At 70.6% G+C, this 14,717-nt stretch carries 10 protein-coding genes; 3 read left to right on the forward strand and 7 right to left on the reverse strand.

The window, feature by feature from the left end; translation table 11 throughout:
* Window positions 1-45: 45 nt before the first annotated feature.
* The 6 genes from ACGFNH_RS20925 to dnaK form a co-directional block, all read right to left on the reverse strand.
* The gene (locus ACGFNH_RS20925; RefSeq protein ID WP_393655795.1) at window positions 46-339 is read right to left on the reverse strand and encodes a hypothetical protein; all 294 of its coding nucleotides are present in this window, start codon (window positions 337-339) and stop codon (window positions 46-48) included.
* A 14-nt stretch (window positions 340-353) separates the two neighbouring features.
* Entirely contained in the window at window positions 354-713 is a 360-nt protein-coding gene (locus ACGFNH_RS20930; RefSeq protein ID WP_393656154.1) for a cupin domain-containing protein, read from the reverse strand.
* A 216-nt stretch (window positions 714-929) separates the two neighbouring features.
* A complete protein-coding gene (locus ACGFNH_RS20935; RefSeq protein ID WP_393655797.1) occupies window positions 930-1,391 on the reverse strand; it encodes a heat shock protein transcriptional repressor HspR in 462 nt (153 codons plus the stop codon).
* A gap of 17 nt (window positions 1,392-1,408) precedes the next feature.
* Window positions 1,409-2,605 (reverse strand): molecular chaperone DnaJ, encoded by a 1,197-nt coding sequence (gene dnaJ / locus ACGFNH_RS20940; RefSeq protein ID WP_393655799.1) that lies wholly within the window; start codon window positions 2,603-2,605, stop codon window positions 1,409-1,411.
* Between the two features lie 45 nt (window positions 2,606-2,650).
* Window positions 2,651-3,361, reverse strand: a complete 711-nt coding sequence (gene grpE, locus ACGFNH_RS20945) for a nucleotide exchange factor GrpE (protein ID WP_393655801.1) — start codon at window positions 3,359-3,361, stop codon at window positions 2,651-2,653.
* Window positions 3,358-5,214 (reverse strand): molecular chaperone DnaK, encoded by a 1,857-nt coding sequence (dnaK, locus tag ACGFNH_RS20950; RefSeq protein ID WP_393655803.1) that lies wholly within the window; start codon window positions 5,212-5,214, stop codon window positions 3,358-3,360. Before dnaK ends, grpE begins: the two co-directional genes overlap by 4 nt.
* Window positions 5,215-5,535: 321 nt before the next feature.
* Between dnaK and ACGFNH_RS20955 the strand changes: the two genes are divergently transcribed.
* Window positions 5,536-7,800: a (Fe-S)-binding protein gene (locus ACGFNH_RS20955; protein ID WP_393655805.1), complete on the forward strand. Its 2,265-nt coding sequence runs from the start codon at window positions 5,536-5,538 to the stop codon at window positions 7,798-7,800.
* A 187-nt stretch (window positions 7,801-7,987) separates the two neighbouring features.
* On the opposite strand, the gene ACGFNH_RS20960 is transcribed toward ACGFNH_RS20955, so the two are convergent.
* Window positions 7,988-10,699, reverse strand: coding sequence for a SpoIIE family protein phosphatase (locus tag ACGFNH_RS20960; RefSeq protein WP_393655807.1), 2,712 nt, complete (start codon window positions 10,697-10,699; stop codon window positions 7,988-7,990).
* Window positions 10,700-11,167: 468 nt separating this feature from the next.
* Between ACGFNH_RS20960 and ACGFNH_RS20965 the strand changes: the two genes are divergently transcribed.
* Together ACGFNH_RS20965 and ACGFNH_RS20970 are read left to right on the forward strand one after the other, a co-directional pair.
* The gene (locus ACGFNH_RS20965) at window positions 11,168-12,712 is read left to right on the forward strand and encodes an FG-GAP repeat protein (RefSeq protein WP_393655809.1); all 1,545 of its coding nucleotides are present in this window, start codon (window positions 11,168-11,170) and stop codon (window positions 12,710-12,712) included.
* A gap of 779 nt (window positions 12,713-13,491) precedes the next feature.
* Window positions 13,492-14,601, forward strand: coding sequence for a hypothetical protein (locus ACGFNH_RS20970; RefSeq protein ID WP_393655811.1), 1,110 nt, complete (start codon window positions 13,492-13,494; stop codon window positions 14,599-14,601).
* Window positions 14,602-14,717: the final 116 nt, after the last annotated feature.

The raw sequence follows: 14,717 nt of genomic DNA on the forward strand, positions 1-14,717 counted from the left end.
GAATCACGGCCGGCGTCGGGGCCGGGGCACGCGCCTCGGTGCCCCCTACCGCTGCTCGTCGATGACCTCCAGGTTCATGAACCGGGGCTCACGGGTGCACAGGTTCCGGAACTGCTCCGCCACCCGCCGCGTCTCCGGCAGATCGTTGTTGACCATCGCCTGCTCGTACGAGGGGAACTCGACGATGTCGACGTAGTGCGCGGGGTTGTCGCGGTCCTTGGTGTGCACCTCGCGGGTCAGCGTCCGCTTGCCCTCCGTGGCACGCATCCACTCGTCGAAGACCCGCTCCATCTCCTCCTCGCGCGTCGTCTCGTACTCGATGACCTGTACGAATGTCATGAGGCTCGGACCTCCTAGCGCTTCGCGTACTCCGCTGCCATCCCACCGGCGAAGTCGTACACCACGCACGGCTCGTCGCCGACCACCCAGGCGTCGTGCCCGGGCGCGCAGACGAACACGTCGCCGGCGCCGACCTCCGCCTCGCCACCGCCCTCGTCCATCCGGATGTGCAGACGGCCGTGTACGACCAGCGCGCTGTGGTGGACCTGGCAGCTCTTCGTCCCGGCGATCGGCGCCACGGCCTCGGACCATCGCCAGCCGGGTTCCATGGTGGCCACGGCGAAGTCCAGACCGGTGAGGTGGAGCGCTTCGACGTGGCCACTGGGGAAGTCGCGCCGTTCATCCGGCTTCTCGATGGTCTTGACTTCCAGCATGGCGGTCATGGCATACCTCCCATATGGGGCCACACCCCCATGGTGCTCCGCCTCCCGGGGGAGCCGCCAGGCGGAACGTCACCGGTCACGCAGGGGCCGAACACGGCTGCCCTGCGTGGCGTTTCCGTGCGGCCGGCGGCTCCGGACGGAAAACGCCACGGACCCCTCCCCGTTTCCGCAGGAAGGGTCCGTGGCGTCACGACATGGCGTCGCGGGCTACTCCACACCCGGCCGCTTGGGCCGCCAGACGACCAACGCGCTGGTCTGGTGGACGTCCTGATACGGCACCAGGTCGCGCCGGTACGAAGCGTGGACGGCCGCCTCCCGCTGCTGCATCGTCGCCGCCGCGCCCTCCAGGGCGTGCTGGAGTTCGGCGACGCGGGACTGCAGCGCCGCGACCTGGTTCTCCAGTTCGATGATGCGCTTGATGCCGGCGAGGTTGATGCCCTCGTCCTGGGACAGCTGCTGCACCTGCCGGAGCAGTTCGATGTCCCGGGCCGAGTAGCGGCGGCCGCGCCCGGCCGTACGGTCCGGGGACACCAGGCCCAGCCGGTCGTACTGGCGCAGGGTCTGCGGGTGCAGACCCGAGAGCTGGGCCGCCACCGAGATGACGTAGACAGGGGATTCGTCGGTGAGCTCGTAGGGATTACGGCTTCTGCCGCCCCTGCCTCCTGGCATGCCTCGGCCGTCCATCCTCATGCTCCCTTCGCGGCCTGGAAGAGCTCAGCCCGCGGATCGTGATCCGCGGTGGCCTCGGCGAACGACTCCAGGGCTTCCTTCGCCTTGTCGCCGAGATCCTTGGGTACGGCCACCTCGACGGTGACCAGGAGGTCGCCGCGCGTGCCGTCCTTGCGCACAGCACCCTTGCCACGGGCGCGCATCGTCCGCCCGTTCGGTGTGCCGGGCGGCAGCCTGAGCGTGACGGGCGGTCCGCCGAGCGTGGGGACCTTGATCTCGCCGCCCAGCGCCGCCTCCGCGTACGTCACGGGCACGGTGACGGTGAGGTTGTCCCCCTTGCGCCCGAAGACCGGGTGCGCGTGGACCTTCACCACCACGTACAGATCACCGTTCGGGCCGCCGCGCTCGCCCGGAGCGCCCTTGCCGCGCAGCCGGATCCGCTGGCCGTCCGAGACGCCCGCCGGGATGCGGACCTGCATCGTGCGGGAGCTGGTGGCGCGCCCGCTGCCCTTGCAGGTCTCGCACGGGTCCTGAGCGATCAGCCCGCGACCCCGGCACTCCACGCACGGGTCGGTGAGCGAGAAGCCGCCACCGCCGCCGCGCGAGACCTGGCCGGTGCCGACACAGGTCGGGCAGACCCGCGGCGTGCCGTTCTTGTCGCCCGTTCCGGAGCATGCCTTGCAGGCGGCGGAGCTGGACATCCGGAGCGGAACCGTGGCCCCGTCCACCGCCTCGGTGAAGCTGAGCGTCACCTCGGACTCGATGTCCTGGCCGCGGCGCGGCTGTGTACGCGCCCCGGGACCGCCGCGGTTGAACAACCCGCCGAAGACGTCGCCGAGACCGCCGCCGAAGCCGCCCGCACCGCCGGCGGCGCCGCCGCCGGGACCGCCCTGGGTGCCCCCGAAGAGGTCGCCCAGGTCGAAGTTGAAGCCGCCGGGGCCGCCCGCGCCGGGACCGGGACGGAATCCGCCGTTCCCGAACAGCGCGCGTGCCTCGTCGTACTCCTTGCGGCGCTTGGCGTCGGCCAGGACGTCATTGGCCTCGGAGATCTCCTTGAAGCGCTCCTCGGCCTTGGCGTCGCCCTTGTTGGCGTCCGGGTGGAACTCGCGGGCGAGCTTCCGGTACGCCTTCTTGATCTCCGCCTCGGTCGCGTCCTTGGGGACGCCGAGGACCTTGTAGAGGTCCTTCTCCAGCAAGTCCCTGCTCAGGCTCATCCTCGACGTCCCTCCTCTCCTCCTGCTGCTGCTCCTGCCGTTCCGTCACCCCTCGTCGGGGCCACTGCTGTCCTCGTCCGCCGACTGCGTGTCGCCGTCCGCACCGCCCTTTTGCTGCGCGCCCGGCTGGGGTTCGGCGACGGCGACCCGCGCGGGGCGGATCGTTCGCTCGCCGATGCGATACCCCGGCTGAAGGATCGACACGCACGTGGTCTCGGTGACATCCGGCGCGTAGCTGTGCATCAGCGCCTCATGGATCAGCGGGTCGAAGGGCTCGCCGTCCTTGCCGAACTGCTGCAGTCCCATCTTGGCGGCGATGGTCTCCAGCGACTCGGCGACGGACTTGAACCCGCCGAGCAGCTCACCGTGTTCCCGCGCACGGCCGATGTCGTCCAGGACCGGAAGGAGTTCGGTCAGGAGGTTCGCGGCAGCGATCTCCTTGACCGTGATCCGGTCCCGCTCGACCCGGCGGCGGTAGTTCTGGTACTCGGCCTGGACGCGCTGGAGGTCGGCCGTACGCTCGTTCAGCGCCGTACGGACCTGGTCCAACTGGGCCTGCAGGCCGACGGTCTGCAGATCATCCCCTGAGGGCCCGGCAGGGCCCGCCGATCCGGCGGGCCCCCCGGCCTTCTTTGCCTCGTCCGGTGCCTGAGGGCCCGGACCCTGCGCGGACGAGGGGGGACCCTCCTCCCCGAAGGGGGTCGAGGAGGGAGGGACGTCGGGCTGCTCGTCGAAGCCCGGGGTCTCCTCCGTCACGCGGCACCATCCTTCGGCTTCTCGTCGTCCACGATCTCGGCGTCCACGACGTCGTCGTCGGCCTTGGCACCCTCGGCGCCTGCGGCACCCGCGGCGTCACCGGCCTCGCCGCCCTCGGCCTGGGCATTGGCGTACATCGCCTGGCCCAGCTTCTGGCTGACGGCGGCGACCTTCTCGGTCGCGGTGCGGATCTCGGCCGTGTCGTCGCCCTTGAGCTTCTCCTGCAGGTCGCTGACGGCTTCCTCGACCTCGGTCTTCACCTCGCCCGGGACCTTGTCCTCGTTGTCCTTGAGGAACTTCTCGGTCTGGTAGACGAGCTGCTCGGCCTGGTTGCGGGTCTCGGCGGCCTCGCGGCGCTTGTGGTCCTCCTCCGCGTACTGCTCGGCCTCGCGCATCATGCGGTCGATGTCGTCCTTCGGCAGCGCGGAGCCGCCGGTGACGGTCATCTTCTGCTCCTTGCCGGTGCCCAGGTCCTTGGCCCCGACGTGCATGATGCCGTTGGCGTCGATGTCGAAGGCGACCTCGATCTGCGGGACGCCGCGCGGGGCCGGCGGAAGGCCGGTCAGCTCGAACATCCCGAGCTTCTTGTTGTACGCCGCGATCTCGCGCTCGCCCTGGTAGACCTGGATCTGCACGGACGGCTGGTTGTCCTCGGCCGTCGTGAAGATCTCCGAACGCTTCGTCGGGATCGTGGTGTTGCGCTCGATGAGCTTGGTCATGATGCCGCCCTTGGTCTCGATACCGAGGGACAGCGGGGTGACGTCCAGCAGCAGGACGTCCTTGACCTCACCCTTGAGGACACCGGCCTGGAGCGAGGCGCCGATGGCGACGACCTCGTCCGGGTTGACGCCCTTGTTGGCCTCCTTGCCGCCGGTCAGCTCCTTCACGAGCTCGGCGACGGCCGGCATACGGGTCGAGCCGCCGACCAGGACCACGTGGTCGATCTCGGAGAGCTGGATGCCCGCGTCCTTGATGACGTTGTGGAACGGGGTCTTGCAGCGCTCGAGCAGGTCGGAGGTGAGCTGCTGGAACTGCGCCCGGGTGAGCTTCTCGTCCAGGTGCAGCGGGCCCTCGGCGGACGCCGTGATGTAGGGCAGGTTGATCGTGGTCTCGGTGGACGAGGACAGCTCGATCTTTGCCTTCTCCGCGGCCTCACGGAGGCGCTGCAGAGCCATCTTGTCCTTGGACAGGTCGACGCCGTGGCCGTTGGCGAACTGCTTGACCAGGTAGTCGACGACGCGCTGGTCCCAGTCGTCACCACCGAGGTGGTTGTCACCGTTGGTCGCCTTGACCTCGACGACGCCGTCGCCGATCTCCAGCAGCGAGACGTCGAAGGTGCCGCCACCGAGGTCGAAGACCAGAATGGTCTGGTCTTCCTTCTCCAGGCCGTAGGCGAGAGCGGCGGCGGTCGGCTCGTTGACGATCCGCAGCACGTTCAGGCCCGCGATCTCGCCGGCCTCCTTGGTGGCCTGGCGCTCGGAGTCGTTGAAGTACGCCGGTACGGTGATGACCGCGTCGGCGACCTTCTCGCCCAGGTACGACTCCGCATCCCGCTTCAGCTTCTGCAGAATGAAGGCAGAGATCTGCTGGGGGTTGAAGTCCTTGCCGTCAAGGTCGATCTTCCAGTCGGTGCCCATGTGGCGCTTGACCGACCGGATGGTCCTGTCGACGTTGGTGACCGCCTGACGCTTCGCGACCTCGCCGACCAGCACCTCGCCGTTCTTGGCGAAGGCCACGACGGACGGCGTGGTCCTGGCGCCCTCGGCGTTGGTGATGACGGTGGGCTCACCGCCTTCGAGAACACTGACGACGGAGTTCGTCGTGCCCAGGTCGATGCCGACCGCACGTGCCATGGTTTCTGTCCTCCAGCTGACTTGAGTGGAACAGACTCAAGCGTGCATGATCCACAATTTCCTGTCAACAGAGCTGAGTCGACCTCACTCAACTCTTATGCCGGGGCTTCTGTCAGTACGCCGTCAAGCGGGACGGCCGGCGGGAGGAAAGGGTCGCCTGGGCGATGCAGATCACCGGCCGGGCGGTTTCATGGGACCTGCGATCCTGGGTAATGTCGTCAAGACTGGAAAAGTTACCGCTTAGTAAGTCTGGGAATTCCGCGCCGAGAGCGCAGGTCGTCCGTCCCCTCCCAGCTCGTCCGCAGGCCCGAGGAGCCCCGCATGCAACTCGCCGCGATCATCGTGTCGCTGGTTCTGACCGTGGTCGGCGTTGCGCTCATCGCCCGAGCCGTCGCGCAGATCTGGCACTTCGTGAAGCTGGGGCAGCCGGTCCCGGCGGGCAGCCGCACCGACGCCCCGAAACGGCGCACGATCACCCTGGCCAAAGAGTTCCTCGGCCACACCAGGATGAACCGCTGGGCCATCGTCGGCGTCGCGCACTGGTTCGTCGCCGTCGGCTTCCTGACCCTCGGGCTGACGATCGTCACCGCGTACGGCCAGCTCTTCCAGGCCGACTGGACGCTGCCGGTGCTGGGCGGCTTCCTGCCCTACGAGGTCTACACCGAGTTCATCGCTCTGGCGACGACGGTCGGCATCCTCACCCTCATGGGCATCCGGCTGCTGAGCCTGCCCTCGAAGGCGGGCAGGAAGTCACGCTTCACCGGCTCGAAGATGTGGCAGGGCTACTTCGTCGAGTACGTGATCCTGGTCATCGGCGTCTGCATCCTGGCGCTTCGCGGCCTCGAGGGCGCGCTGCACGGCGTGGACCACTACGAGGCCGCGTACTTCGCCTCGTACCCGCTGACCGCCGCGTTCGACGGCCTCTCCACCGAGGCCCTGCAGAACCTTGTCTACCTCTTCGCCATGATCAAGCTCGGCGTCACCATGACCTGGGCGATCACCATCGGCCTCAACACCAACATGGGTGTCGCCTGGCACCGCTTCCTGGCCTTCCCCAACATCTGGTTCAAGCGCGAGTCCGACGGTGACGTCGCCCTCGGCGCGCTTCAGCCGATGGTCTCGGCCGGCAAGCCGATCGACTTCGAGGACCCGGGCGAGGACGACCAGTTCGGCGTCTCCCAGGTCGAGCACTTCTCCTGGAAGGGCATCCTCGACTTCTCCACCTGCACCGAGTGCGGCCGCTGCCAGTCGCAGTGCCCCGCCTGGAACACCGGCAAGCCGCTCTCGCCGAAGCTGCTGATCATGTCGCTGCGCGACCACGCGCACGCCAAGGCGCCGTACCTGCTCGCGGGCGGCGGCAAGGACGCCGAGGGCGAGGAGAAGGCCACCGAGGAGCAGCTCAAGGACGTTCCGGCCGCGGCCCTCGCGGAGGCCGAGCGCCCGCTGATCGGGACGGCGGAGGAGAACGGCGTCATCGACCCGGACGTCCTCTGGTCCTGCACCACCTGCGGCGCCTGTGTCGAGCAGTGCCCGGTCGACATCGAGCACATCGACCACATCGTCGACATGCGCCGCTACCAGGTCATGATCGAGAGCTCCTTCCCGAGCGAGGCCGGGACGATGCTCAAGAACCTGGAGAAGAAGGGCAACCCCTGGGGTCTGGCCAAGAAGCAGCGGCTGGAGTGGACCAAGGAGGTCGGCTTCGAGGTCCCGGTCGTCGGCAAGGACATCGAGGACCTCTCCGAGGTCGAGTACCTGTACTGGGTCGGCTGCGCGGGCGCCCTGGAGGACCGCGCCAAGAAGACCACCAAGGCGTTCGCCGAGCTGCTGCACATCGCGGGCGTGAAGTTCGCGATCATGGGCGGCGAGGAGAACTGCACCGGTGACTCCGCCCGCCGCCTGGGCAACGAGTTCCTCTTCCAGCAGCTCGGCCAGCAGAACGTCGAGATGCTCAACATGGCCTTCGGCGAGGACGCCGACGAGGGCGTGGTCGTCGAGCAGTCCAAGAAGAAGATCGTCGCGACCTGCCCGCACTGCTTCAACACCATCGCGAACGAGTACCCGCAGCTCGGCGGCCACTACGAGGTCATCCACCACACGCAGCTGCTCCAGCACCTCATCGACGAGGGCAAGCTGATCCCCGTCACGCCGGTCGAGGGCCTCATCACGTACCACGACCCGTGCTACCTGGGCCGCCACAACAAGGTCTACACGCCGCCGCGCGAGATCATCGCCAAGGTGCCGGGCCTGCGGAACGAGGAGATGCACCGGCACAAGGAGCGCGGCTTCTGCTGCGGCGCCGGCGGTGCCCGGATGTGGATGGAGGAGCGGATCGGCAAGCGCATCAACACCGAGCGCGTCGACGAGGCTCTCTCCCTGAACCCGGACATCGTCTCCACCGCCTGCCCGTTCTGCCTCGTCATGCTGACCGACTCGGTCAACGGCAAGAAGAACGACGGCAAGGCGAAGGAGTCCCTCCAGGTCGTGGACGTCGCCCAGCTCCTGCTCGACTCGGTGAAGACGCCGGCCGAACCGGAGGAGGACGGCGAGTCGGCCGAGGAGCCGGAGCCCGAGACGGTGCAGTGACGCCGCGGGACGACGGACCGCCCGGTCCCGTCGTCCGCCCAGCAGCCGGATACGCAGCCGCTGCCGCCATCGTGCGGCGGCGGCTGCGGCCGTTCCGGATTCCGTGCCGGCCCCTTCCGCACCCCTGGGGCCCGCGTCCTCAAAGGGGTGGGGCTCCCGTATCCGTACGGAGGCGGTGGGCGGGCGGCTACTGCTCGGGCGGCGGCAGGGGCTGCTCGGTCCAGATGACCTTGCCCCCGGGTGTGTACCGCGTCCCCCAGTGCTCCGCGAACTGCGCGACCAGGAACAGCCCCCGGCCGCCCTCGTCCGTCGTCGCCGCCCGCCGCAGGTGCGGCGAGGTGCTGCTGCCGTCGGAGACTTCGCAGATCAGCGTGCGGTCGCGCACCAGCCGCAGCTTGATCGGGGGACTCGCGTACCGGATGGCGTTGGTGATCAGCTCGCTGAGGATCAGCTCGGTGGTGAACGCGACCTCGTCCAGCTTCCACTCGTCCAGCTTCTCCGCCACCGCCGCGCGCACCCCCGCCACCGCCGACGGGTCGGACGGCACCTCCCACTCGGCGACCCGCGCACCGTTGAGCACCCGTGTACGGGCCACCAGCAGCGCGATGTCGTCGCTCGGCCGCTCCGGCATCAGGACGTCCAGCACCGCCTCGCAGGTCTCCTCCGGCGTACGGTCCGGATGGGTCTCCAGGGCGCCGTGCAGGAGTTGCAGGCCCTCGTCGAAGTCCCGGTCGCGGTTCTCCACGAGCCCGTCCGTGTAGAGGACGAGCCGGCTGCCCTCGGGCAGCATCAGCTCCGCCGTCTCGAACGGCAGGCCGCCGAGGCCCAGCGGCGGGCCGCCGGGCAGTTCGGTGAACTCCACGCTGCCGTCGGGATGGACGAGCGCCGGCTCCGGGTGCCCCGCCCGGGCCATGGTGCAGCGCCGCGAACCCGGGTCGTAGATCGCGTACAGGCAGGTGGCGCCGGTGATCGGCACATTGCCGCCGTCGTGTGTCGCCTCTCCTTGGTCGATACGGGCGACCAGCTCGTCCAGGTGCCAGAGCAGCTCGTCGGGGGGCAGGTCCAGGGCGGAGAAGTTGTGCACCGCGGTGCGCAGGCGGCCCATCGTGGCGGCGGCGTGCAGCCCGTGGCCGACGACATCGCCCACCACCAGCGCGACCCGGGCCCCGGGCAGCGGGATGACGTCGAACCAGTCGCCGCCCACGCCCGCCTGCGCCGGCAGGTAGCGGTACGCGACGTCCAGCGCGCTCTGCTCGGGCAGGATCCGCGGGAGCAGGCTGCGCTGCAGGGTGACGGCCATGGTGTGCTCGCGCGTGTAGCGACGGGCGTTGTCGATGCACAGCGCGGCGCGGGCGACGAGCTCCTCGGCCAGCGACAGGTCCTCCTCGTCGAACGGCTCGGGCTTCACCGACCGCCAGAACGTCGCCATGCCCAGCATGTCGCCGCGGGCGCGCAGCGGCACCGCCATCATCGAGTGGATCCCGAACTCCACGATCTTCCGCGCCCGGGTGGGGTCCTGCACCTGCCAGCCGCTGAAGGCGGTCATGTCCGCCTCCACCGCCGCCTGCCCGGAGTGGAAGCCCTCGGCCTGCGGCGTGCCGGGGACGAAGGTGATCAGCCGGCCGAGCGGATAGATCGGCGGGTCCTCCCGGATGCCGCTGAGAGCCGTACGCCGCATGGGACGCGCCCCCGACATCGCGCCCGCGGACTGCTCGCCCCGCAGGACCTGCTCGGTCAGGTCGACGGTGACGAAGTCCGCGAAACGGGGGACGGCGAACTCGGCCAGCTCCTCCGCCGTCCGCACCACGTCCAGAGTCGTACCGATCCGCACCCCCGCGTCGTACAGCAGCTTCAGCCGCTTGCGCGCCACATCGGCACGGCCGGAGAGCGCGCGCAGCTCGGTGGTGTCGCGCAGCGTTGCGACGCTGCCCGGTGGGCCGCCGTCCCGGTCGGTGGGCTGGTGGTTGACGGCCAGCAGCCGGTCCCCCGCCAGGTGCACCTCGTCCTCCGCGATCCTGCCCGACGCGAGGAGCTGGGCGGTACGGGGGTCGAGGCCCAGCTCGTTGACGCTCCGCCCCTCGGCGTCGAACGGCAGGTCCAGCAGGCGCCGCGCCTCGTCGTTGACCAGGACGAGACGGCCGTCGCCGTCCATGATCAGCACGCCTTCGCGGACGGCGTGGAGCACCGCGTCGTGGTGCTCGTACATCCGCGTCATCTCGGGCGGGTCCAGGCCGTGCGTCTGGCGCCGCAGCCGACGCGTGATGAGCGCCGTGCCGACGGTGGCGATGGCGAGTGCCGCAGCGCCCGCCCCGAAGATGAGCGGCAGTTGCCGGTGCGCCGCTCCGCTGACGTTGCTGACCTTCAGGCCGGCCGAGACGAGGCCGATCACCCTGCCGTTGTCCCCCCGTACGGGGACCACCGCCTGCACCTCCTCGCCGAGCGGGCCGTTCACCTTCTCGGTGAGGACGCGACCGGCCAGCGAGGGCTCGATGGAGCCGACGAAGCGCTTGCCGATGCGGTCGGGGATGGGGTGGGTGTACCGGATGCCCTGCCGGTCCATCACCACGATGAAGTCGACGCCGGACGCGCGGCGCGCGGCCTCGGTGATCGGCTGGAGCTCCTTGTCCGGATCCGGGGTCTTGAGGACCTGTTCGAGACGTGGGGAACGGGCGAAGGACTCCGCGACTGCGACCGACCGGTTGCGGGCCTCGCGCTCACTCTCGCTCTGGGACTGCAGCACCAGCGCCACGACGGCGGCGATGACGAGCAGCAGGACGACGGCTACTTGCAGCACGAAGACCTGACCGGCGACGGTTCGCACGCCCATAGTCATGCGCCGGCGCCGGCCAGCCAGCGAGCGGACCGATGAGACCCAAGATCGGCCGATGGAACCGGCCATGTCCCTATTTCTAACACTGGGCCCCTCCATGGGGCGACCGGTGCGCAACCACCTCTCGCGGCACTGCTGCGGGGGCCGGGGGGTGTGCGGGATGGGCGCCCCGGGGACGTACGCGATGCGGCCGGGGGCGTACGCGACGGGCGCCGGGAACGTACGCGACGGCGGCCGGGGGCGTACGCGACGGGCCCCGAGGCGGTAGGGGGCCGGGCCGGGCAGTGCGGGCCGCAGGACGAAGGCCGGATCCGCCGCAGGACGAGGGCCGTACCCGCCGCAGCACGAAGGCCGCATCCGCTGCGGGGCGAGGGGGCCGTGAGGACTCCGGCCGGAGCCCGCATACCGAACGCCCGTTCCCCACTCCTCCCGCACAACCCTTCCATCCCATCCACCGTCCAACTGGCACCGGAAACGACGGGCTATTTCCGGCCAGTACGTCACCAGCCCGGCATTCCCGACCCAAGGAGCCGATTCGTGCACAAGAATCCTTCGACGGCCGTCGCCGCCGCCTCGTTGATCCTCCTGGCCGGGGCGGCCATCACCGCGGCTCCCGCGGCCCACGCCGGCACCCCCGGCGGGACGCACGCGAACGACCGCAACGCGGACTTCAACGGCGACGGCCGCGAGGACGTGCTCACCGGAGCACCGGGCGCCACCGTGGGGGGCCACCGCGGCGCGGGCCTTGTCGCCGTCCAGTACGGCTCGTCCCGCGGGATCACCACCGGCAGCCGCGCCGTCATCCATCAGGGCACCGCGGGCGTCCAAGGCGCCGCCGAGCCCGGCGACGCCTTCGGCCGGGCCGTGGCCTCCGGCGACCTCGACGGAGACGGTTACGACGACGCGATCGTCGGCATTCCGGGAGAGGACATCGGCACGGTGTCGGACGCCGGCGGGCTCGTCATCCTCTGGGGCTCGCCACAGGGCCTGAGCGGTACGGCGTCGCAGTGGCTGGAGTCCTCCGTCCCGGGCGCAGGACAGAACTTCGGCGCGGGCCTGGCCGCCGCCCACTTCACGGGCGGGACACCGGGCGATGTGCTGGCCGTACTCGACCGCGACGACCTGGGGCTGTACTCCTTCGAGCCCGCCCCCGAGGCCCGTACGGAGCGCAAGGCCACCGGGAGGACCGGGAGGGCCAGCGCCAGTGAAAGGGCCGCGGAGCGCGTGCAGGGCATCGGCCGGTCGGCTCTCGCCGCCGAGGACGCCCCCGAGATCCTCCCGAAGACGCTGACCACCGGCGACTACGACAACAACGGATACGCCGACCTCGTCGTCTCCGGCATCAGCACGGGCGCGGAGCCCGGGCACGGCTGGTCGGTGTTCTTCGCCGGACAGGAGGACGGCCTGGTCCACGGACGCGACCTGCGCGGCGGCCCCGTCGCCGCCTCCGGCGACATCAACGGCGACGGCTACGACGATCTGGTCACCGGAGAGCCGAACAGCCCGGACGACGGCGGCGAGACGATGACCGGCGGCCTGGTCGGCGTCCACTACGGCGGCGCGGAGGGCCCCGCGGGCACCGAAGGCCCGGACAGCCCCCCGCAGTGGTGGACCCAGGACTCCGCGGGCGTACCGGGCGTCGCCGAGCGTGGTGACGGCTGGGGCACCGACCTGTCGCTGGGCGACACCGACGGCGACGGGTACGCGGACCTGGCCATCGGCGCCTCGGGCGAGGACATCGGCACCCTGGCGGACGCGGGCGCGGTCTGGATCCTGCGCGGCTCACAGAACGGCCTGACGACGGCGAAGGTCAAGGACCTCAACCAGGACTCGGCGGGCGTCCCCGGCGAGGCCGAAGGAGCGGACCGTTTCGGGGGCCAGGTGCGGCTGACCGACCCGGACGGCGACGGCAGGTCCGTGCTGCTCGCCGCGGCGCCCGGCGAGAACACCGACGACGGCGTGGTCTGGGTCTTCCCGGCGTCCTCCGCCGGGGTGACGGCCACGGGTTCGTGGACGTACGGCGCCGGTTCCCTGGGGGCCCCGGCGGCGGACGCGCAGTTCGGGGCGGCGATCGACGACTGACGGGCGCCCGGACCGGCCCCGGGGCCAGGGGGCCGGAAGGCCCGAGTGGGGCGGCGGTGCGGTGGCGGGGTGCCGGGGGCAGACACCCCGGCCACCGGCGTCCCCGGCGCCTGTGACGGGCACCCTCCATAGGCACCGCACCACGGGTGCCCACACCGGCACAGCGCTCCCGTACGGGCCTCGAAGGAGCTCCCCGCGCGGGCGTGCGCACCGGCTCTCCGCGCGGGCCGCCCCGCACCGGAACACCTGCCGGCGGCGGCCCCTGCCACCCACCGCCGGCAACCTGTGCCAATCAGCCCTGAGCGGCCGTGCCAGGTGTCCGTGCCGGGCGCGAGCGTCACCCTGGCCTTGACGTCGGCCCGCGGTGCGGGGGCGGACCGCATCGGCCGCCCGGGGCCCCTGAAGCGTCAACCCGCGGCCCGTACGGCGACACCCGTGGACACCTGTGCCCCGGGACCCGGTCCGTGCTGCACGCCCGGTCGTCCGAAGAGGCCCAGGCGCGCGAGGGCTCGTGACAGGCCGTCCAGCACCCCTGGACCTGCGCAGAGTCCCTGCACCATCCCCGTTAGCACACGTCGGGCCGCGTACGGTCGCACCGCTCCGGGCGCGGCTCGCACCCCGCCCGCGCGGCCCGCATCCGTCGGACAGGCATAAGTCCGACCATTGCTTAGTCGCTTCTTGGCATCTATCTGAAGAATCGTCTCTTCGGGTGGGGCCACCGCCGTGCCGATTTCCTGAATACGCCACGGGGCGTTGGATCCGGCATGGAGCCGCGGCAGTTGTGGAACCGAAACACCGTACTGGCAGAGGCCTTCTGCCTCAGCGATGAACACGTGCGGTCGGCGCAGAGCGCGCTCGACGAGACGCAGGCGCAGCGATCACGGCTGCTCGCCGCGTTCGCCGTCACGATCGGCAGCGACAGTGCCGTCTCGGACCTGCTCGGGCTGAGCGAACGCGAGGTGCGAGTGGCCCGCCGTACGGTCGGCAAGGAGGACGCGCGCCGCATGGCCGACGACGTCCTGGCCACCGCCACCGTGGCGGAGGCGGCGGAGAACATGGCCGCGCAGGCAGCCCCGGACAACGGGCACGCCACGCCCCACCCGGGCCCCCACACCGGTCACGCCCCGCATACCGGCCACACCGCGCCCCCGGTGCAGCCGCAGCAGCAGACGGCCGCCGCGCCACCGCCCCCGGCCCACACCCCGCAGCACCACACGCAGGCGCAGCACCAGCCCGCGTATCAGCAGTACGCGCATCAGGCGACCTCGCACCTCGACGCCCAGGCGCCCGCCTCGTACGAGTCGCCGATGACGTCGACCGCCGAGATCCCGGTGGTGCGCGAGACGGCGTGGACGTCCGCCATGGACCTCGTCCTCATCGACAGCTGGCAGTCCGGCATCGATCTGCGCGTGCTGGCGGACGAGTTCGGGCTCGACCTGGCCCGGCTGGTGACCCGCGTCCAGCAGCTCTCCGCCGAGGGCCGTCTGACCGCCGCTCAGCCGAGTGTCGGCACGGACGACCGCTCGGGACGCCACCGCCGCGATTCGAGCGGCGCGTCCGGCGGCTCGTACACGAACGTTTCGTCCGGTGGCTCGTACGCCAACGGGGGCTACTCCAATGGGTCCTACGGCAACGGGTCCTACGGCAACGGCTCGTACGCGAACGGCTCGTACGGCACCGGGTCCTACTCCACGGGCTCCGGCGGCGGTTCGTACTCCACGGGCTCATCGGGCGGTTCGTACTCGACCGGCTCGTACGACTCCTACGGGAACGGCGTCACACCCTCCGGATGGGAGGCCCCGTCCACCATCCCGGAGGACATGGTCGCCAACTACCTTCCCCCGCAGCACACCTGGCCGAACTACATGGCGGGGTCGACGGTGCGCTAGTCCGCACGCGACGCGGCCCGAGGCCCGGTGAGACGCTCCGCGTCCCACCGGGCCTCTTCCATGATCAGTGGCCCACGATCGGGACGAGACCGTTGCCGGAACGCAATCCCGCGCAG

Origin of the sequence: Streptomyces sp. NPDC048639, from assembly GCF_043199075.1 — a bacterium.
GTDB lineage: Bacteria > Actinomycetota > Actinomycetes > Streptomycetales > Streptomycetaceae > Streptomyces.